The 18,447-nt window shown below is 51.6% G+C and carries 22 protein-coding genes; 5 read left to right on the top strand and 17 right to left on the bottom strand.

Annotated elements, in window-relative coordinates:
• Positions 1 to 44: 44 nt before the first annotated feature.
• Positions 45 to 1,976: an FAD-dependent oxidoreductase gene (locus tag AC0YNW_RS10225; RefSeq protein ID WP_475831853.1), complete on the bottom strand. Its 1,932-nt coding sequence runs from the start codon at positions 1,974 to 1,976 to the stop codon at positions 45 to 47.
• Positions 1,977 to 2,078: 102 nt separating this feature from the next.
• Here AC0YNW_RS10225 and AC0YNW_RS10220 point away from each other — a divergent pair, with 102 nt between their 5' ends.
• Positions 2,079 to 3,275 (top strand): acyltransferase, encoded by a 1,197-nt coding sequence (locus AC0YNW_RS10220; RefSeq protein ID WP_475831852.1) that lies wholly within the window; start codon positions 2,079 to 2,081, stop codon positions 3,273 to 3,275.
• A 70-nt stretch (positions 3,276 to 3,345) separates the two neighbouring features.
• On the opposite strand, the gene AC0YNW_RS10215 is transcribed toward AC0YNW_RS10220, so the two are convergent.
• The 3 genes from AC0YNW_RS10215 to AC0YNW_RS10205 all read right to left on the bottom strand — a co-directional run bounded on the left by AC0YNW_RS10215 (position 3,346) and on the right by AC0YNW_RS10205 (position 4,729).
• Entirely contained in the window at positions 3,346 to 3,474 is a 129-nt protein-coding gene (locus tag AC0YNW_RS10215) for a hypothetical protein (RefSeq protein ID WP_475831851.1), read from the bottom strand.
• Positions 3,475 to 3,585: 111 nt separating this feature from the next.
• A complete protein-coding gene (locus AC0YNW_RS10210) occupies positions 3,586 to 3,945 on the bottom strand; it encodes a Lin0512 family protein (protein ID WP_475832204.1) in 360 nt (119 codons plus the stop codon).
• A gap of 19 nt (positions 3,946 to 3,964) precedes the next feature.
• A complete protein-coding gene (locus tag AC0YNW_RS10205) occupies positions 3,965 to 4,729 on the bottom strand; it encodes an SDR family NAD(P)-dependent oxidoreductase (RefSeq protein ID WP_475831850.1) in 765 nt (254 codons plus the stop codon).
• A 188-nt stretch (positions 4,730 to 4,917) separates the two neighbouring features.
• Here AC0YNW_RS10205 and AC0YNW_RS10200 point away from each other — a divergent pair, with 188 nt between their 5' ends.
• The 3 genes from AC0YNW_RS10200 to AC0YNW_RS10190 are packed head-to-tail and all read left to right on the top strand — an operon-like array spanning position 4,918 to position 7,034.
• A complete protein-coding gene (locus AC0YNW_RS10200) occupies positions 4,918 to 5,442 on the top strand; it encodes a PadR family transcriptional regulator (RefSeq protein WP_475831849.1) in 525 nt (174 codons plus the stop codon).
• Positions 5,442 to 6,209 (top strand): lysostaphin resistance A-like protein, encoded by a 768-nt coding sequence (locus tag AC0YNW_RS10195; protein WP_475831848.1) that lies wholly within the window; start codon positions 5,442 to 5,444, stop codon positions 6,207 to 6,209. Before AC0YNW_RS10200 ends, AC0YNW_RS10195 begins: the two co-directional genes overlap by 1 nt.
• Before the next feature lie 51 nt (positions 6,210 to 6,260).
• Positions 6,261 to 7,034 carry a MerR family transcriptional regulator gene (locus AC0YNW_RS10190; protein WP_475831847.1) on the top strand — a complete coding sequence of 258 codons (774 nt, stop codon included), beginning with the start codon at positions 6,261 to 6,263 and terminating at the stop codon, positions 7,032 to 7,034.
• A gap of 136 nt (positions 7,035 to 7,170) precedes the next feature.
• On the opposite strand, the gene AC0YNW_RS10185 is transcribed toward AC0YNW_RS10190, so the two are convergent.
• Positions 7,171 to 7,638, bottom strand: a complete 468-nt coding sequence (locus AC0YNW_RS10185; RefSeq protein WP_387469845.1) for a hypothetical protein — start codon at positions 7,636 to 7,638, stop codon at positions 7,171 to 7,173.
• 587 nt (positions 7,639 to 8,225) lie between these two features.
• Here AC0YNW_RS10185 and tlp point away from each other — a divergent pair.
• Positions 8,226 to 8,441, top strand: a complete 216-nt coding sequence (tlp, locus tag AC0YNW_RS10180; RefSeq protein WP_387469847.1) for a small acid-soluble spore protein Tlp — start codon at positions 8,226 to 8,228, stop codon at positions 8,439 to 8,441.
• Positions 8,442 to 8,525: 84 nt separating this feature from the next.
• Here the strand turns inward: tlp and AC0YNW_RS10175 are convergent, their stop codons facing one another.
• The 12 genes from AC0YNW_RS10175 to AC0YNW_RS10120 form a co-directional block, all read right to left on the bottom strand.
• Positions 8,526 to 9,080, bottom strand: a complete 555-nt coding sequence (locus AC0YNW_RS10175) for an NADPH-dependent FMN reductase (RefSeq protein ID WP_475831846.1) — start codon at positions 9,078 to 9,080, stop codon at positions 8,526 to 8,528.
• A gap of 58 nt (positions 9,081 to 9,138) precedes the next feature.
• Positions 9,139 to 9,588 carry a MarR family winged helix-turn-helix transcriptional regulator gene (locus AC0YNW_RS10170; protein ID WP_387469851.1) on the bottom strand — a complete coding sequence of 150 codons (450 nt, stop codon included), beginning with the start codon at positions 9,586 to 9,588 and terminating at the stop codon, positions 9,139 to 9,141.
• A gap of 92 nt (positions 9,589 to 9,680) precedes the next feature.
• A complete protein-coding gene (locus AC0YNW_RS10165; protein ID WP_475831845.1) occupies positions 9,681 to 9,950 on the bottom strand; it encodes a hypothetical protein in 270 nt (89 codons plus the stop codon).
• Between the two features lie 56 nt (positions 9,951 to 10,006).
• Positions 10,007 to 11,077 carry a hypothetical protein gene (locus AC0YNW_RS10160; protein WP_475831844.1) on the bottom strand — a complete coding sequence of 357 codons (1,071 nt, stop codon included), beginning with the start codon at positions 11,075 to 11,077 and terminating at the stop codon, positions 10,007 to 10,009.
• 12 nt (positions 11,078 to 11,089) lie between these two features.
• Positions 11,090 to 12,586 (bottom strand): ABC transporter permease, encoded by a 1,497-nt coding sequence (locus AC0YNW_RS10155; RefSeq protein ID WP_475831843.1) that lies wholly within the window; start codon positions 12,584 to 12,586, stop codon positions 11,090 to 11,092.
• Positions 12,583 to 13,320, bottom strand: coding sequence for an ABC transporter ATP-binding protein (locus tag AC0YNW_RS10150; RefSeq protein WP_475831842.1), 738 nt, complete (start codon positions 13,318 to 13,320; stop codon positions 12,583 to 12,585). The genes AC0YNW_RS10155 and AC0YNW_RS10150 overlap by 4 nt, the downstream gene beginning before the upstream one ends.
• 103 nt (positions 13,321 to 13,423) lie before the next feature.
• Entirely contained in the window at positions 13,424 to 15,097 is a 1,674-nt protein-coding gene (locus AC0YNW_RS10145; RefSeq protein ID WP_475832203.1) for an alkaline phosphatase, read from the bottom strand.
• 258 nt (positions 15,098 to 15,355) lie between these two features.
• Positions 15,356 to 15,514 carry a hypothetical protein gene (locus AC0YNW_RS10140; protein WP_387469861.1) on the bottom strand — a complete coding sequence of 53 codons (159 nt, stop codon included), beginning with the start codon at positions 15,512 to 15,514 and terminating at the stop codon, positions 15,356 to 15,358.
• Between the two features lie 113 nt (positions 15,515 to 15,627).
• Positions 15,628 to 15,750 (bottom strand): hypothetical protein, encoded by a 123-nt coding sequence (locus AC0YNW_RS10135; protein WP_475831841.1) that lies wholly within the window; start codon positions 15,748 to 15,750, stop codon positions 15,628 to 15,630.
• Positions 15,751 to 15,960: 210 nt separating this feature from the next.
• On the bottom strand, positions 15,961 to 16,305 hold the full coding sequence (locus AC0YNW_RS10130) for a hypothetical protein (RefSeq protein ID WP_387469865.1): 345 nt from the start codon (positions 16,303 to 16,305) through the stop codon (positions 15,961 to 15,963).
• A 72-nt stretch (positions 16,306 to 16,377) separates the two neighbouring features.
• On the bottom strand, positions 16,378 to 17,046 hold the full coding sequence (locus AC0YNW_RS10125) for an HD domain-containing protein (protein WP_475831840.1): 669 nt from the start codon (positions 17,044 to 17,046) through the stop codon (positions 16,378 to 16,380).
• A complete protein-coding gene (locus AC0YNW_RS10120) occupies positions 17,027 to 18,322 on the bottom strand; it encodes an MFS transporter (protein WP_475831839.1) in 1,296 nt (431 codons plus the stop codon). Before AC0YNW_RS10120 ends, AC0YNW_RS10125 begins: the two co-directional genes overlap by 20 nt.
• Positions 18,323 to 18,447: the final 125 nt, after the last annotated feature.

Here is an 18,447-nt window from a genome sequence, read left to right as displayed (position 1 = left end):
GCATAATAAAAAGCCTTGGACCAACTAGGCCCAAGGCTCTTCTCTTATTCATATACGACTCCGACATAATGCTGCACAAGATCACGTACGAGTGAGAATGTCTCCCCATTCGTCAGCTTATTCTGGTCGGCAATCGATTCGATCGTCTCCGACGTCAGCCAGCCCCGCCTCTTCAATTCATCCAGCGCGGATTCGCGACTTGCTTCCACACCCGCCGTAACGGCAGCCGCGTAGGCCAGCTGATCCAAGGTGAGCGGAAGCTGGCCCGGCTCCTCCAGTCCCTCTAACGCTGCATACGGATTGCCCTTGAAGAAATCCGGATGAACCGTCTTCACCATCATCATGCTATTGGAGAAATGTCCGGCCATCGCCCCGGCGTCAAGCTGGAACGCTTCGTTAAAGTCGCCGCCGAATGTGAGAAGCATGCTAACCGCCGCGAGCAATCCCTTGTAGTGCTTATGCTTCATATAGTCGGGCTCCTTGAAGCTCGTACGCGTCAGGTCCATCCCCTGCTCGGTCAGCCGACCGCGCAGCTCAGCGATCGCTTCCTCGGACTTCGACAGCTCGCGGAAGGTCATGCTTCTCTCCGCCGCCAGCTTCGCTGCAGCGCCTGCTGCTTGACCGGTTGCCATGCCCAGCGGAATAACGCGTGCGCTGCCATGCGGGATGCTGTCGAAGCTGGCTGCGCGTCCTACAACGAGCAATTGGTCCACCTCCAGCGGGACCAGCGAGCGGAACGGAACGCCGTACTGCTTGGGCGCTACGATAATGGCTCCCCTGTCGACAGAGTTAATCCGCTGAATGTCCACTTTATAAGAGCCGTAGGCTATAGCGTCCCAGAAATCCCGATTGTCGACCACATCCACGGCAGTCAGCCGGTATTCTCCCTGCATATGCCGCGTCTCCCGAACGTACAGCTCCGGCGCTGTACCGGCAAACTCGATGTTCTCCAGCTGCTTGTACGTCTTGCGGAGATACTCCGTAATAAGCGGCGCTTCCTTGCTGCCGATCTCCAGCGCTTCTTGTACAGATGCAGGGTCGAGCGGATCGATATCAAAAATATGCATCGCATTGATGAGCACCGTCTCATCGTTCTCCCTGCCGACGTTAAGCGCCCGGATGCCTACGCGATCCGGATTGGACGAGACGTAATCCCGTGCCGCCTTGAAGCCCCATGCGCTCATCTTGTCGATGCCCGTGCCGTCGCCGATCGTGGCGAAGGAATCCCATACTTCCTGCGTAACCCCGCTCAGTCGGAAGACGAGCGTAACAGCCATCTGATCTTCCGGTCTGCCGACATCGGCTCGCCCGATCGTATAAGGCACGCCCGCCGCAGCCGCAATATCTCCATCCTGCGTCGCATCAATCACGGCCGCAGCTCCAATCTGCTTGGCGTCTCCCTCTTCAGTGACGATATTTAGGCCGGTTACCCGCTTCGCCTCTCCGGAATTGAGCACGATCGGCTCCATAGAGCGAACCTTCATCAGCAGATCGATATTCGGCTCCGCCAAGACCATCCGATAGAAGACATTGGCTGCCGTATGCGTATCGAACGAGGTACCCTCGATCTGGTCATACCACTCCTGGAAGATGCCCTTGTTCAGAAAATGATGTTTGTCAGAGAGCTTCGATTGCTCCGGCGAGTAATTCAGATCAAGCGAATTGAGCCAGCCGATCGTCATGAGCCCGCCCAGTATATCCCGATCGCGTCCGTCTGCAAGCAGAACGGACAGGCCGCTACGCGCAGCAGATAATGCTGCTACAATCCCCTCCGGGTCGGTGCCCGCCACAATGACATCGTAAGCAGGCTGAAGCTCCCCCGCCGACTCCACCTTAATCAGCGCTTGCCTGGGATTGGAATTACTCGTATCGGTCTTCTTCTGGTATAGCATCCACCCCGCCGCCCCTGCTGCCGCCAGCAGGCAGAGGACGAGCACAGCGACAGACACTGTCACTTTCTTGTTTCTTCTCAGCATAAAGCCTCCTTCTATATTATCCCTTGACTAAAGTTGACTTTTCATCCAATAATGGGTCTAGGTTAATCTGGGAAATCTACTAATCGATTAGGAGAATCCGTCATGGAACGTGCGATCGTTGCTCAGCTGAAAGGAAGCCGATTATCCGAAATCGACCTCGTTCGCGCCATTGCGATTATCGGCGTGCTTGCCGTTCACGCCACTTCCTTCTCCACCGTCGAGATGCTCGCCTACCCGAATAGCTATCCCGTCTATAACTTCATCAATATATTTCTGAAATTCGGTACGCCCGTCTTTATCTTCCTCAGCAGCTTCGTGCTGTTTCTGAACTACTACCATCGCCCCTTATCCAAGGACACGATTCTCCTCTTTTACAAAAAGAGATGGATCCACATCATTATACCATATCTTGTATTTTCGACAATCTACTACCTATTAGTCTACTTTACCCGAGTTCCTGCTGATCTTCCTGCCAGCTTTTTGCTGGATTTTGCGCACAAGCTCGTAACGGGAACCGCGTATTCCCATCTCTATTTTGTGTTTATCAGCATTCAATTCTATCTGCTCTTTCCGTTTGCGTTATGGTTGCTTCAGAAATGGCCTAGGTTACTGCCGTGGGTCATTCCGTTCGGTCTGCTTCTACAATGGCTCTTCTTCGGCTTGAACGAGCGGATACCTATTCCCAACGTAGGCAGTTGGGCCTTTTCTTATATCAGCTTCTATCTGTTGGGAGCCTATTGGGGTATTCGCTATCCAGCGATTAAGCAGTGGAGCGTCGACAACCAAGGCCGCATCTCGTCTATGCGCCGATGGGTGATCGCTGCCTTCGGTCTCGTATGGCTATTCACCGGACTGTGGCATGCCAGCGTATGGTTCGATCTTCGAATGGCTGTGATCGTCCGGCCGCTCTATGTATACACCTTGCTGTGGAATGTCTATACGATCCTGTCCGCTCTTCTGTTCCTGTGGGCTGCCGCCAAGCTGTTCAATCGGTTCAACCCGGACCTCATCTGGCTGGCCAGGCTGAGGGAGCTTGGCTCGTTGTCATTCGGCATTTATTTGATCCACCCTCTCATTCTTGCGGCTTACCGCGTGCTTCGCCCGGACGGCGCATCGGAGACGAGCCTGCATCTCTGGTATGGAGGCGGGTTCCTTCTGGCGTTGCTTGGCTCATGGGCAGCAGTATGGTTCGCGCACCGGTATCTGCCTGCAGTGTCTGGTCTCTTCTTCGGCAAAAACGAGCTGCGAACGCTGAGAGACGAAGGTATAAAGACAAATGCCACCTCCACCAGTACATAGCCTGATTCAAAGCAAATAAAAGCCGGTCCGCATCATCAAAGGCGGACCGGCTTGCTTATAGTTACTTTATTTATAGTAAAACGCCTTCTGCGCCTTGCTGCTGTTCCTGTGCGAACTGGGTATTGTTGCGACCGGTAAAGACAATGCTTAACAGGCAGCCCAATAGGATTGCAATACTTCTTACCGTGCGCTTGTCCATGTTGTCATCTCCTTTGTCCTTGGCCTATGAGTCTATCTTATAGGAAGACGAAGATGACAACCATTGATCTAGCTTTCAGTTGCATGACAATATTGTAAGACTGCTTGAGCGCTAGTACCCTACCTCTACAGAGGCAATGACGACATAAGCCAGATCATTCGCATCTTGCTTGTCTGGAAGCACAATGCCGCTTGTCGTCAGCATGCCTCCGTCTACCACTTCGAACGTAACCAGACCATAGGGCAGCTTCTCCTTTATTGCTTCAAGGTCCAGCTTATCCTTATCGGCAGGCACAGCCAGACGAACATTCACTTTCATCCGGTTCAAGTCCCCGTCAGGCAAGACGGTGCGAATGCCCGGCATGGAATTATGATGGATTGCATTCTGCACGGCTCGAATCGCCGCTTTGGTCACATTTTGCCCATGCAGATCAATGCCCATTCCGATCTCAACAAACATAAGTTGCTTCATTGCCATTGTTGTTCTCCTCCTATTGCGATGTCCAGCCGCCGTCTACCAGCAGCAATGTTCCTGTTACCAAATCTGCGGCAGGTGAGGCAAGATAAACAACCGCGCCAGCCACATCATCAATCGATCCGATGCGCCCAGCCGGAATACGGGAGAGCACATTCGCGCGGAAGTCCGGGGTATCGAGCCTCTCTGCTGTTCCCGGCGTATAGATGAATGTCGGCCCAACCGCGTTAATATTGACACCCCGGCTCGACCATTCCAGTGCCAGCACCTTGGTTAGCTGATTCACCCCGCCCTTTGACGCGCAATACGCCACACCTTCCGGAATACCGACGATACTAACCTGGGAGCTGACGTTGACGATCTTGCCATAGCCTTGCTCCAGCATATATTTCCCCGCCGCCTGACAGCAGAAGAAGACGCCCTTCAGATTGACGTCGAGCATATCATCCCAATATTCCTCCGTCACATCCTCAGCCAGCATTCCTTCGCCAAGCCCTGCGTTGTTGACCAAAATATCAATGCGTCCGAAGTCGGCGGCAATCTCTCCGAATACCTCTTTGATTTGAGCCACATTGCGCACATCCAGCGCATAAGCCGCCGCTTCCCCTCCGGCTTCCTTGATCTCATCCATCAATGATGCCAGATCCTCTTTCTTGCGCGCTGTCGCCGCCACCTTTGCTCCGGCAGCCGCCAGCGCTTGCGCCAGCCCGTAACCGATTCCTTTGCTCGCCCCCGTCACAATGGCGATTTTGCCTTCAATACTGAAATTTGGCCCCTTCATCTCACCGCTCCTTTGCCCTCAATTCACCATAGTTTTGTATGTGGTCCCGCTACAGCACATTTTACCATACCCCTCATTCCGTAAGAGCGTTCTTTCCATTTTTCAAATTTGTGATTGACATCCTTTAACATAAGAATTATATTTAATATATCAAATTGATATATCATCACGATATATGGAGGACTTTTATGGTTGAACAAGTGATCCTTGGCATGTTAATGGAAGGCAAGATGAGCGGCTACGAAATTAAGAAAACGACAGAGCAAACCGTCGGACTCTACTTTACTATCAGCTACGGAAGCTTATATCCCGCCCTGAAGCGGCTTGTCGAAGGCGGCATGGTGACTGAGGAAGAAACGAACAACAGCAAAAACAAAAAGCTGTACGAATTAACGGAGGCTGGGCGGCAGAGCTTCCTTAGCTGGCTGCGGGAGCCCCTGCAATCGAACCGGCGCGAATATTTGGTGAAGATTTTTTTCTATGATTATTTGGATCAGGATACGCGGGTGCGAAATCTTGGACTATTCATGCATGAACAAACTGCGGTGCTGTCGCGCATTGAAGCCGTCGAGCGGATCGTCGCACAGGAGCTGACCCAAATACCGAACAAAGACGATTATTATTACCGCATGTCCGTCATGCACTACGGCCTGCAATTTTACCGTATGGAGCTGGATTGGCTCAAGCAACTTATCGAAAAGAGGGAATTCTGATGCAACTGACCAGTACGGAAACACCTATCGCAAAAAGACCTTATCTCATTCTGCTATGGATCGAGCTGGCTCTCATTATCTTTGTCGCAGGCGGCAGCGCATATGTGTCCATTGCCGAGCTTACGCATCCGGCCGCACCTTTCCTTGGATTTATCCCGCTCGCCCTGTTCCTGCTGTTCTTTCTCATTCGCAAGAATCGCGCCCGGACCTATTACCTGACCGGGATATCCGCAATCAAAGGAAGGCAGTGGCTCGATTACGCGCCCCTTTTGCTTATCCTGATTGTGCTGCTCATTTCCAATAACGGCTTTGCGGCAGCGCCAGCTTCAACCTTCGTCTACCTTCTGCTTACCCAACTTCTGCTCGTGGGATTCGTGGAGGAAACGTTGTTCCGCGGCATTCTGATGCGGGTGTTCGCGCATAAGGGCATTATATACGCCGTCATCATCTCCAGTGTATTCTTCGGCATTACGCATGCGCTGCAAGCGCTTGGCGGCCAGTCGCTGGAGGATACGCTGCTCCAAATCGTATACGCATTCGGCATCGGCTTCATGCTGGCGCTGCTCGTCGCGAAGCATAGAGCGGTGCTGCTGACGATTCTCTTTCATGGCTTGCATAATTTTATTAACATGACGGGAAACGAACCAAGCACGCATCTGTATGACTATATCGTGCTGGCGATTATCGCCGTTTATTGCTTATGGCTGCTTCGTTCCGTACGCAAGACTCGCCCCGTAAACCAAAGGGTTGCGCCTTCCGTTACGTGAGGAGATATGATGGGTTCATACCACAATCCCGATAAAGGAAGGCGGATGAACATGACCAAGCAATCCAAACCCTACACGGTTGGAGAGTTTGCGAAGCTGACAGGCCTATCGATTCGGACACTTCACTATTACGACGAGATCGGGCTTCTGAAAGCCTGCAAAGACCCGCATAGCGGACATCGGCATTATGGAGATGACGATATTGTCATACTGCAAAAAATCGTAACGATGAAATTTCTGGGCTACAGTCTGGAGGATATCCAAACCCTGCTCCGGCATCCCCGCTTCGATACCAGCTTGCTGGACTCATTCCTCGCGCAGAAGGAAGCGCTGGAGGCCCGGCGCAAGCGGATCGATGCTGCCATCAAAGCCATTACCAGGGCAACGACCTTGCTCGAGGACAAAAAGGAAGTCGACAGCCCTATTATGATCAGTATCATTCAAAGCATTCAGACTGAAAATGAGCAGCGTGAATGGCTGGAGCAATTTCTGGAGTCTGGTATGGTCAACGGACTATTCGATAGACCTCTCGAGGAGCAGGAGCAGCTCGATAAACAATATGTGGACATTGTTCATGAAGTCAGACGCCTCTTCGGCCGACCGGTCGACGATCCGGAGGTTCAGGCCCTCATGCAAGAACAGCTGAACACCAGCTTGAATTATGTTGGCACCGATAACGTCCAGGATCTGACGGTGCTATCGGAGATTAATAAGGATCAGCTGAAGGAGCTGGAAGCGATGATGCCCTCGCCGTTCACTCCTGAGGAAGATCAATGGCTGCAGCAGGCGATGGACTATTTTATGAGAAAAAACGGGATGGTCTAAGGTACCGATTCACAGCACCTGAATGTGTATAAAAGCAGAACCAAATCGGGTTCTATATTAAAACCCGCGATTCGCTTAACCGAGTCGCGGGTTTGTTCGTTATTTCTATATCGTTGGCCTGTTCGCTCCGTTTAGATCATTCTCTAAACAAATAATAATTCGAGAATTGGATGCCCCGCAGGATCGGATAGCCTTCCGAAATCTCGGCTTTCATCGGGTCGATATCCTTTATCTCCCTGGTGATGTAGTTCAGGAAACTCGGAATGGTCACATGCCTGATGCCGTTGCCGAAATCAATCGTAGATTTGGCGGTGCCGACAATCGCAATTTGTTCCACCGTTGAAACTTCCGTATGGAGATAAAGATTATATTTTTCAATCGGGATCGCAAACTTCCGGGTAAATCTCTCCACGCGTATCGCATTGGAATCGGCATCCATGGAAGCCTCTATATGAATCAGCTTATTGGATTTATAATCAAACGCGACCACGTCCATCTCCCCGCCATATCCTCCGTTTGGACGCTTATCATATTTAATATTGCTTCTGACGAAATATCCCGAATACGAATACCATTCATACGCAAGCTGCTCCAAAAAATTCATGGTTAGTTGCTCCCCTGTTTATTAATGATGACGCCTCATTCGAACGACTTCTATTCCCGAAGGTCTTCTTGGCAATCCTAGCAAACTGATCAATCGATAGTAATGCAATTCCAGCGTGACCCTTGGTATCGTTACTATACACATCAAGCAACGGCCTGTTTATTTTGAGGAAAATGGACTCCTTGCCCTATGTCATAAAATCCCTCTTCTTCTATGTTCGTAATGTTACACCCAAATTCCTCTAAATATATAATCGGCTAAACGAACCGAAAATAAAAACAAACCTCTCCGTGTGGTCTGGTCAGGTTCGTTATGAGTGATGGCAAATATTATTGCTGCAAAATGATGCGCAGCATCCCTCTAGAAATCTAACCTAATAATGACAACTTTACCATTTTCAAAGAAGTTGAGGCAGCTATACTTTTGTACAGGTAGGATGTATGACCGAAAAGGATTCAAGCAAATAGATCCAGAATCTCTTGCCCGTGCGTATGGCATCAGACTAAATTTCAGCCCATCTACGTATAAGAGCAGCGTTTGCAGTTCATTCTAAAGGAGGATTTTGAAACGAATGGGAGGAATTGAACATGGCAAAACCGGACAATCGCTCTGATAATGCAGAGCATCTGCAGCAGCATATCGACAACACGGAGCAAAACGTGCAGGAAACCAACCAGTACTTGGCTGAGCACGCTGAAGAAATTTCAACTGTAGAAAAACAAAACCTGCAGGAGAAAAATGAGCGCCGCCAAAACAGCATCCAGGCTTTCGCTTCCGAACAGCAAGACGAGCAAGGACAGTAGAACGGTTTGAAGCGGTCAAAAAAATCCCCCGCCCACTCTACACAATCCTGTGCGAGTGGGCGGGGGATTTGCTTACTCATGTTATTAGTTGAAGCCTTTCGAATGGCGGTTGTGCCACTCGATGAAGTTGTTCACAACTTGATCAAGGAACGCGATCGTCGGCTCATGTGTCAGTTCGCCTTGAGCGTTGAATTTCTCATGAGCTACGCCTACATACACTTCGTTGCCAGGCAGCAGCGGCGAGTTCACGCCAGGAGCGAACAGGATGTCGCGCAGATGCATTTGCGCCTTTACCGTACCTAGTTGACCCATCGATGCGCCTGCGATCATGGATGGCTTGCCAACTAGCACTTTCTCTCCTCTGGACAGCCAATCGATCATGTTATGCAGAACGCCGGAGATCGAGCCGTTGTATTCAGGCGTTACCCATAACACGGCATCCGCTTGTTTCACTTTATCGATAACCGATTGAGCGCCTGTCGGCGGCACTGCTTCGATATCCTGGTTGTACATTTCTACTTCGTTCAGCGTTACAATTTCAATATCCAGACGGCCTGCGTAGCGTTTTTGCATATGACGCGCCAGGTTCAGGTTGTACGATTCTTTGCGCACGCTACCGATAATTGCTGCTACTTTCATCTTGTTTCCCTCCAAAATAGTTTATCTAGTTGATACATCAACCAAAGGGGTCAGACTGCTAGCCTTGCGGCATCTGAGAGGCAAATTGCACATTCTCGCGAAGCTTCGTAAGCAAGCGAATAAGCTCTTCTTGCTCTTCATTCGTGAAACCCCGTTCGAACAGCTCTCTCGTCGTTTTCGTGATCATATCGATATAACCGCTAAGCGAGCGGCCTTCATCTGTCAAATATACTTTCGTGCATCGACGGTCATTCGGACAGCCTTGCCTCTTGATAAAGCCCTTCTTCTCCAGACTGGCCAGCATACGGGTCATGCCGGACTTGTCTTTGCGAAGCTGGTCCGCAATCTCGATCTGTGTCAAGCCCTCTTGCTTCAGCAGGAGCGCCATCACCAGATGCTGTTCGGGCGCCAGCTGATATTGGCCCAGCCGATGCTTCAAGTAATTCGTAATTTCAAGGTCTATCGTATGAATGATCACGCCGACATGCTCCGTCCCTTGCTCGTTCATCGCATACCGCCTCATTTAGTTGATATATCAATTATCTTTCGCCAGTATGCCAGATTTCATGACTCCCTGTCAACTTTTCGGACCTTCTTATTTCAACCAATCCTGCTAAATGTTCGCAAAGCAGGCGGCTGTGCAGCTCGCTGGCGCACTCCGGCTGAGCGTGTGCAGCCCGGCGAGAGCTGCAAGCCGAATTTTTCGGCTTGCAGCTTGTTCGCGCGGCTCGGCGGCTGCTCTAAGCCGATTTTCTCGGCTTGCAGCATGCTCGCGCGGCTCGGCAGGCGCTCTAAGCCGAGTTTCTCGGCTTGCAGCATGCTCGCGCGGCTCGGCAGGCGCTCCAAACCGACTTCCTCGGCTTGCAGCATGTGCGCGTGGCTCGGAGGGCGCTCTAAGCCGAGTTTCTCGGCTTGCAGCTCGCTCCCTACTCCTTAATCTCTTCGAACTTGGCATCATATAGGCGGAACATCGTTTTGTAGCCGGACTCGTCGACTTTGACGCCGACATCCAAACGGCCCGTCAGCTTGAGCGGCTTGTTCGTGTAACGCAGCTTGGAGCCATCTTTGACGAATACGATCATAATCTTGTTCCAATACGTCTCATCCCCGTTATCGAACGGACACTCCGCGCCTGGCTCCGGTATAAGCAGGAACCAATTCTGGTCGAAGGAAAGCACCTCGCCCATAAAACCTTTAATTTGAACCGTCTTCCGGTCATCAGCCAAATCCCAGAACCGGTCGGAAGGCGTCGTCTGCTCCTCATTATCGAAAAATTCATTCCATCCAATTTGCGGATATTTGCCGGAAGATCCCCCCGCAGACGTTGGCTTTTTGCCTGCGCCTGCATCCAATTTCCCATCTGCTCCAGACTTGGCCGGTTGCTCCTGATTCGAACCATTCGAAGAAGCCGAGCTACCTTGCCCGCTTGCCCCTTTGCCATTTGAACCATCCGATGCACCAGTTGTCCCTTGATTCGTCTTTTGACCAACTGATGTCGTACCTTTATTATCCGAAGCCCCGCTCGGGAGCTCCGGCTTGCCGGAACCCGGCTGTGCTCCAGTCTGAACATTCTCACCCGCTCCAGCAGACATCCCGCTGTTACTCGTAACCTCATTCTTTTCACCAACTTTAGTCCCTGCCTGACTGCTTCCCGTTCCCGTACTATCGTCATCTAGAAGAGTCGCAGTCGTTTCATTTGTTTTCCCCTCATTCTTGACTTGCTCTTTCGCTTCTGTTTGCTTATCTCCGCCAGAAGCAGCCGTCTGAGCATTTTCAATAGAGTTGGACGCATGACGATCTTCGCTGCTCCTGCCATCCTTTTCACCGATAACGAAATTTTCTCTAACAGCATCTCCACCAACCTCAGCAACTACTGCATCACCGAAGGAGCCTGCGTCACCAGACACAGTCTTGGCCGCTCCGCAGCCGCTAAGCATGAGCATTGCAGCCAGTAATCCGATACTGGCACGAACAACACGCCTACGATAACTAATCATCCCATTCCCTCCTTAGTTTCTGAATAGAGTAAGCGCATCTGTCCGGTACACACGGAATGCCGGTCCGATGGATGCAGCGATACCCAGCAGCAAAGCGGCTGCGATCAATTGCCATTCACTCGTTGCCATCTGCAGCGGCTGCAATTGAACCCCCGTCTGCGTGAACATATAATCACCCAGCCACCAGGCTGCCAGCCGGCTTACTAAAAAACCCAGCACAATACCCGCCGCCGTGAGTGCTCCACCTTCCCCAATCAGACAAGAAAGAATATAAGCTCTCGATTTACCGATTAATCGAAGCAAACCCACATCGCGCTTGCGCTCTTGAATAGAAGACATCAGTGCCAATAACAGCGTCGAAGCTGCTAACAGAGCGCAAATCAACATAACGATCATCAAAAGCTGCGAGCCGCTATCCACCACATTCAGCACATCGGCAACTGCCTTGCTGGAATAAACCGCCTGAACGTTGTCGAGAGCGTCATATTGGAGCTTCAGTGTCTGTGCGCTCATCAGTGATTCAGGCTTAATCATGATCGCCGTAATCTCACGCTGAGCTTCATTCGTCTCATGAACAGCCCAGGCATAATCCATGGTCGTGAAGATTGCCCGGTCATCCGCCGTATTCAACTTGGGCAATATGCCGACCACAGTATAAACAAAGCTTGCATGCGCATCCCCATGATGGTCCGAACCAGCGGCAGAATCCCCATGTCCTTCATTGGCATGATCAGCCTCGGAATATCCAGCTTCTGCATGCGCCTCATCCGTATGACCATTCGATCCAGCAGCAGACTCTTCATGCCCTTCACTGGCGTGTTCAGCCTCGGAATGTTCGGTCTCTGCATGCGCATCCCCATGACCATCCGAGCCAGCGGCAGAATCCCCATTTCCTTCATTGGCGTGATCAGCCTCCGAATGTAGGGCTTCCGCATGCTCTTCCTCCGCATGATGCTCATCAACGGATTCCTCATATCCGTCCTCATCAAGGTCGCTCAGATCCACATGGGCGACCAGTCCATGCGCCCCGCTGAATGTGTCTCCGACCTTCAGATTCAGCGCCTTGGCTACAGCAGCCCCGACTGTCACTTCTCCAAGGTCGCCGTACAACTTCCCGGTAGCCAAGCTGCGATCCTCGTAGCGCGTCAGAAAATAAGCGGGATCTATACCCACAATCGGGAATCCATTATGGCTGTCGCCAGTGGTCATACCGAATGCGGCATCAGCTTCCCCGCTCTCGCGAATTTCCTCCAACAACCGATGCGGGATGTTGCCCGTAGGGGCGCCCACCCGGTAGAAGGTGTTCAAGACGAGCTGTGACTCGCTTCCGTCCGCGCCAATAACCAGCTCGAACGGCCCGTACCCTTTTTTCGCTCCTTGCTCGACGCCGTCCTTGCTCATTAGCAGCAGCGAAAACAGGGCTACCGTCACGGTTACCGCAATAACGGTCAATACCGTCAGAAATCCCCGATGCTTCACGTTGCTCCATACATACGTCCATCCGCTCATACCCGCACCCCCTCGGCTCCAACGACGGAACGTCCCGTCGACAGAGGAGGCTGCTGAATACCGCCCAAACATTTATTGATGCTCGCAAAATCAAGTCTCGTCTTGAACAGCTCCGCCAAATGGCGGTCATGCGTCACCGTCACAAGCGTCGAGCCACTCTCCGCGCATACATCCAATAGAAGCCCCATAATGTCAGCAGCCGTCTCCCAATCCAAGCTTCCCGTTGGTTCATCCGCCAATATAAGCGGGGGGCGGTTAATCATCGCCCGGATAATGGCCACCCGCTGTTGCTGGCCTCTAGACAGCTTAGACGGCAGCTGGTTCATCCGCTCTCGGAGCCCTACCCGCTCGAACCATCCCTCCAGCAGTGTCATCCGCTCCGCTTTTCCCATCGAACGAGGCAGCACCAATTCGACGTTCTGCCTCACCGTCAGCGATGGCACCAAATAAAAGTCTTGAAATACATAGCCGACCATTCCGGCCCGATATGCATCCCGCTCCGACTCCTTCATCCCGCTTACGGCATGCCCGCCAACCTCAAGAATCCCTTTGTCCATAGACAGCACGCCTCCTAACAAGTGGAGGAACGTACTTTTTCCACTGCCGCTTGGACCCAGCAATGCAATCGCATCACCGCTTTGAGCGCCCCACTCTTCAATATCAATAATGAGCTGCGCGCCTTGCTGGTGAGGGAATGACTTCTGCAAGCCCTTTACCTTAATCATGTCCGCCATGCCCGAACCTCCCTGACCTCACCTTGCTTATTCATCCCAAACAGCAAACAGGAGAGCAACGCTCCCCTGTTTGCGATCTCATTCCTTCAAGCGAAGCGAATGCTTATTTCACGATTCTTTCGGATAAAACATCCCAGGTCATCTTTTGGCCAGTCAATGTGTTGAAAGCTTCAAGCGGCAGGTACAGCTTGCCGTTGTCCACGTCGCTCGCCAGATTGGAGGCAGCACCGTTAACGGTTACTTGCTTGCTGTCCAGATTAACCGCAATCGTATTGCCGTTATGCGTAATCGATGCCGTACGGTTCGACTCATTCCATACCACTTTCGCTCCAAGCGTCTCAGCAAGCGCTTTGGCCGGATACAGCACTTGGCCGTCTCTTGTTACTTTGAATTTCGGGTACAGGTACTTGGCTTGCAGCTTAGCCGTTGCATCAGCCAAGTCTACACCGATGACTTCAGCGGAAGCTGTTGCGATGCGCGTATTGTCGATTTGGCCTTTCACCAGATCAGCGATTGGTCCGTACGCCCATACGCCTACATCGACTGCGGAGTGGCCATGGCCGCTCCATCCGATCAGCAATCTTTTGCTAATAACCGCATTGTAGCCGCCTTCCTGTGCATAGGAGGAACCATCGCCTGCCAAAATGTATGCCGCTTCTTCATCCGACAAGTCCTTAATCCATGTGTTGGCATGTACAATTGTCTTCACTTCTTCAATCGTTTTGGCTTCTTTCAGCTTGCCTGCGATGAATTCAGACGAATTATTTTGCTGATCCCACAGGTCCAGATTCAATTCGTAAATGTTGTCGCGGGACAGGGACAAGCCGCCAGTCTCATGGTCAGCTGTAATGACAACGGATGTGTTGCCGTCCTTCTTCGCGAAATCAAGAGCAACCTTCACGGCTGCATCGAAATCAAGCACCTCTTGAACTGTCGTCGGGAAGTCGTTCGCATGGGAAGCGTGGTCAATGCGCCCGCCTTCGATCATGACCGCAAAGCCTTTCTCCTCTTTCGAAAGAATGCTCAGCGCCTTGTTCGTCATATCCGCTAGCGTTGGCACCGCATCCGTACGGTCAGGCACGTAGGAGACATGGGAGCCGCCGAATAATCCAAGCACTTTGCCATTGTCAGCGCCCAGCCCGTTAAGGCCTGCTTTATCCGTCACATAGTCGTAGCCCTTCGATTCGAAGTCCGCGATAATGCTTTTGTCGGAGCGTTTGCCCTTCTCATCCTTGCTCAGGAAGAAAGAGCTGCCGCCGCCCAGAAGCACGTCTACGCCGCTCTCCAAATATTGCGAAGCGATTGCCACTTCATTGTCGCGGCTTCTGACATGGGATGCATATACAGCTGGTGTAGCATGCGTAATACGCGCCGTAGTGACGAGGCCAGTCGCTTTGCCCGACAGCTCAGCTGCTTCGAGGACAGATGCGAATGGAACAGCTACATCTTCATTGGAAATACTGATTGCCGCGTTATATGTCTTGTTGCCCGTTGCAAAGGCCGTACCTGCGGAAGCGGAATCCGTTACGACGCCCGATACAATTGTGCCGCCGTCTTCTCCGCGGTCTGCATACGTCGTCGCTTGTCCGACGTAGATGCTGTCCAGCGTCAGGTGGTTGATGCCTTTGTTGTACATGAGATAGTTGCGTGCCGCACTCACTTGCGCAGGACCCATGCCATCGCCGATGAGCACGATCAAATTCTTCGATGGGGAGGCTTTGACGGGAGTCACATCTTCAGCGGATACCGCCGATGCGGATAATACGGATAATGCCATACAGCCTGCGAGAATAGCGCGTACTGCTTTTTTCTTCAACACAATCTCCTCCAAATCGAATACAAAATGTCTAGCAGAATTAGTTCCAATTATGAGAGGAGAATATAAACGGCATATTATGCAGGCGTTAAGAAATAGTAAAGGGTTGCACGGGCTGCAGCCTAATGGCGGACATCACAAAAAAACATACGGTCCTTAAGCAGGGGGGCTTAAGGACCGCATGTTTATGAGGGGGGTTTGGAGAACGTATAGTTAATGTTATACTGCGTAATACCAGTTCGTATCGAGGCCGGTCACGGGACAGTACGGAAACTTATCCCCTTCCTTGAGCGCAGTGCGGCGGCCTGCTTCGCAAATATAGTCGCCTTCTTGCTGAACATATTCACCTGTTCGGTATGCCGTATCTGTTTGACTCATGGACATGCACCTCTTTCGTTTTAGTTGGCAAGCCGCCGCCGGTTCCGAAGGTCCTGCAACGACTTGCTTGATCTTCCTTAACCCTATTCCGCCAGTTTGAAACAGCGAACCCATTATTTTTTAGATCGAGAAAATGCTTGGAGCGCGTGACCGATCTTCTGGCGTGCCGTTTTGTTCTTCAGCAAATAAGTCGCACCCATGCCGATTGCCGCAAACAGCCATTTTTTGCCCTTCATCGTCATGACCTCCTTTTCCTTTGTTAGCCATGAATACCCCGAAGTTGGATGTGCTAATCAGCCAGCCTCCTGTAATTCCTGCGCAGGTCCTTCGAATACGCCAGCGGTCGGCTCACGACAAAGAGACCGCTCGGCGCTTCCCGCCAAACGGTCTCTTCCAACTAATAAGTAAGAATAGCCTAACAAGGATAGGCTTTGTGAGTCCTTAACTTATAGCGGAATCCGGTATTCCGAATTCAGTTCAATAATATGCTCGCCTTCATTGTACACCCAGCTGAAGTGGAAGGCATTGCCTTCATAGCGGGTCCGCGTTCGTATATCCGGTACGATCGTGGAGTCCATATGGCTTATAATGATCTCTTCCATCTCCCGCAGCTTCCGCATCGTATCGGCCGCAAGCGCCTCGGCTACATCCTCTGGCTGCGAATGAAGGAAGTAGCGAAGTGCGATCTCCTCATACGATAATCCATCCTCCAGCACATAACCGGACTTGTTCAACACTTCCTTGACCGTATTGATCCAGTCGGTGACCAAATCCATCGTAATTTCGTACATGATGTATACCCCTATTCCCATAATCGTTGCTTTGTTTACCCTATCATAACCGAACAAGGGCATGCAACAAAGCTAGAGAAGTCCGTCCCACTCCGCATGAAATTGTGCGATATACTGCTCCATGTAGCGATGCCTCTCCTCGGCAATCGCCTTGGCGGATGGCGTATTGATCCGATCCTTGAGCTTCAGCAGCTTCTCATAAAAGTGATTGATCGCCGTACTGCCTTCGTTGCGGTACTGCTCCTTTGTGATCGAATCACGCGGCTTAATGCCCGGATCATAGATGGGATCGCCAATCTTGCCCGCATACAGGAAACACCTTGCAATCGCAATCGCCCCGATCGCATCCAGCCGGTCCGCATCCTGCACCACCTGGCCCTCCAAGGTGCGCATCGGCGGGTTCAGCCCCGCATTATATGACATCGTCGAGATAATCTCGATTACATGCCTGCGATCCTCCGCTGCAACAGGTTGGCTCTCCAGCCAGTCCTGCACCCGGCGCAGTCCGCTTTCCTTCGAATCGTTCAGCTTCTCATCCGCCACATCATGCAGCAACGCGGCAAGCAGCGCTACGAACCGATCCGCACCTTCCGCATCGGCAAGCCGCTCCGTCATCTTCGACACGCGGTGGATATGCCACCAGTCATGCCCTGTATCATCCTTCTCATGAAATGCTTTGGCAAAGGCCACAGCCGCCGCAATGAGGTCGTCTTGCTGCGCTTTATCCGTGATGGCCGACATCCTCGTCACCTCTTAATCGAACAAAATAAGATAAGATATAGGATACCAAAAGCAGCAGCAATGGCACAACTGAAATCAATACGCGGAATGTCGTCTCAGGATCATTACCCGGGTTTTCCCCGCTCTCATAACCGAATATCATGCCCACAATGAGGAAAGCGAGCGCGGAGATCAGGCCACTGGAGCGCGTAATAAAGCCGCTGACTGCCGTGTAGACGCCCTCGCGCCTGCGCCCTGTCTCCGCGAAGTCGCGGTCGATGATCAAGCTATTGACGACAGGCGGCGTGACAAGGAAGCCCGCCAGTCCGAAGCCGACGATAATGCCGGCTAGAATGCCGCCCAGCAGTGTGCTGCCGAACCAGAGCGGAATGACCGACACCGCATAGGCCAGCAGCGACAAGCGCCATGCCTTGACAGGGTCCAATCTTTTAATAATCCAGAACCAGACAACAACAAGCGGAATAACCGACACGAAGATGGACGCAAGCAGAAACGTAACCATATTCTCATCCACACGAAGCACATACTTCGCGTAGAACGGAATCATGGAGCTTAGCAAGCCGTTGACCGTCTGGGCGAATGAATTGGAGATATTAAAAATCCAGAACGGCTTATTCGTCAGCGTGGCGGCAAATGATTCCTTCAATCCCATCTTCGGTGTATCGCGATAGGCTGTATCTTCCTGTGTGAAGCGCATACATAGAATCATAAACACAACAAACATCAAGCCGAAGATGATCGACATGCTTCCAAAGCCAAGCGCGTTGAACAGAATCGGCGCAACAGCAGAACCAATCAAAATAGCCACGATCTGATAACCCTGCTGAATAGCGGATGCCTTCTTGCGAATCGTATCCCCGCGGAACAACTCCGGGAATAAAGCGCCGTAATTAACCCATAGAATCGTCGCAATCGCCTCATAGAACAGAAGGGCAATAAGGAACCAGGTGAACAGCCCCATCTGACTCATGCCGTCCGGTGCGCTGAATACAAACACAAAGGCAATCATAAACAAAGGTATCGCCGCATAAATCCAAGGTTTTCTGCGCCCGTACCTGCTGTTCGTCCGGTCCGAGAAGTAGCCGGCCAGCGGCTGATTCACTGCATCCCAGATCATGAAGATTGTTCTGGCGAGCGTAGCCAGAGCAAGGCCCAGCCCAAGCTTATCTACATAATAATAGCTGTAAAACGTGCTGAACGCATGACTGGGAATCATCATCGCCAGCATGCCGAACGCATACATCCACGGCGAATTGATCGCCTTTCCTTGTCCCATACCGCTTCACCCGTCCCGTGAGAGATTGACATTACTTCCTTCAGCATACTTGTATTGCTACATCCTGGCAATAAAAAAATCGACATGCCAAGCTCGTCTTATGAAGAAGAATGTCATCTGCTCCT

The organism is Paenibacillus sp. J31R120, from assembly GCF_056269225.1.
This window is presented reverse-complemented; position numbering and strand designations above follow the sequence as displayed.

Excerpts from the sequence above, each read along its gene's own strand:
- AC0YNW_RS10225 (WP_475831853.1), bottom strand. The coding sequence starts at position 1,976 with ATGCTGAGAAGAAACAAGAAAGTGACAGTGTCTGTCGCTGTGCTCGTC.
- AC0YNW_RS10220 (WP_475831852.1), top strand. The coding sequence starts at position 2,079 with ATGGAACGTGCGATCGTTGCTCAGCTGAAAGGAAGCCGATTATCCGAA.
- AC0YNW_RS10215 (WP_475831851.1), bottom strand. The coding sequence starts at position 3,474 with ATGGACAAGCGCACGGTAAGAAGTATTGCAATCCTATTGGGCTGCCTG.
- AC0YNW_RS10210 (WP_475832204.1), bottom strand. The coding sequence starts at position 3,945 with ATGAAGCAACTTATGTTTGTTGAGATCGGAATGGGCATTGATCTGCAT.
- AC0YNW_RS10205 (WP_475831850.1), bottom strand. The coding sequence starts at position 4,729 with ATGAAGGGGCCAAATTTCAGTATTGAAGGCAAAATCGCCATTGTGACG.
- AC0YNW_RS10200 (WP_475831849.1), top strand. The coding sequence starts at position 4,918 with ATGGTTGAACAAGTGATCCTTGGCATGTTAATGGAAGGCAAGATGAGC.
- AC0YNW_RS10195 (WP_475831848.1), top strand. The coding sequence starts at position 5,442 with ATGCAACTGACCAGTACGGAAACACCTATCGCAAAAAGACCTTATCTC.
- AC0YNW_RS10190 (WP_475831847.1), top strand. The coding sequence starts at position 6,261 with ATGACCAAGCAATCCAAACCCTACACGGTTGGAGAGTTTGCGAAGCTG.
- AC0YNW_RS10185 (WP_387469845.1), bottom strand. The coding sequence starts at position 7,638 with ATGAATTTTTTGGAGCAGCTTGCGTATGAATGGTATTCGTATTCGGGA.
- tlp (WP_387469847.1), top strand. The coding sequence starts at position 8,226 with ATGGCAAAACCGGACAATCGCTCTGATAATGCAGAGCATCTGCAGCAG.
- AC0YNW_RS10175 (WP_475831846.1), bottom strand. The coding sequence starts at position 9,080 with ATGAAAGTAGCAGCAATTATCGGTAGCGTGCGCAAAGAATCGTACAAC.
- AC0YNW_RS10170 (WP_387469851.1), bottom strand. The coding sequence starts at position 9,588 with ATGAACGAGCAAGGGACGGAGCATGTCGGCGTGATCATTCATACGATA.
- AC0YNW_RS10165 (WP_475831845.1), bottom strand. The coding sequence starts at position 9,950 with ATGCTGCAAGCCGAGGAAGTCGGTTTGGAGCGCCTGCCGAGCCGCGCG.
- AC0YNW_RS10160 (WP_475831844.1), bottom strand. The coding sequence starts at position 11,077 with ATGATTAGTTATCGTAGGCGTGTTGTTCGTGCCAGTATCGGATTACTG.
- AC0YNW_RS10155 (WP_475831843.1), bottom strand. The coding sequence starts at position 12,586 with ATGAGCGGATGGACGTATGTATGGAGCAACGTGAAGCATCGGGGATTT.
- AC0YNW_RS10150 (WP_475831842.1), bottom strand. The coding sequence starts at position 13,320 with ATGGCGGACATGATTAAGGTAAAGGGCTTGCAGAAGTCATTCCCTCAC.
- AC0YNW_RS10145 (WP_475832203.1), bottom strand. The coding sequence starts at position 15,097 with ATGGCATTATCCGTATTATCCGCATCGGCGGTATCCGCTGAAGATGTG.
- AC0YNW_RS10140 (WP_387469861.1), bottom strand. The coding sequence starts at position 15,514 with ATGAGTCAAACAGATACGGCATACCGAACAGGTGAATATGTTCAGCAA.
- AC0YNW_RS10135 (WP_475831841.1), bottom strand. The coding sequence starts at position 15,750 with ATGAAGGGCAAAAAATGGCTGTTTGCGGCAATCGGCATGGGTGCGACT.
- AC0YNW_RS10130 (WP_387469865.1), bottom strand. The coding sequence starts at position 16,305 with ATGTACGAAATTACGATGGATTTGGTCACCGACTGGATCAATACGGTC.
- AC0YNW_RS10125 (WP_475831840.1), bottom strand. The coding sequence starts at position 17,046 with ATGTCGGCCATCACGGATAAAGCGCAGCAAGACGACCTCATTGCGGCG.
- AC0YNW_RS10120 (WP_475831839.1), bottom strand. The coding sequence starts at position 18,322 with ATGGGACAAGGAAAGGCGATCAATTCGCCGTGGATGTATGCGTTCGGC.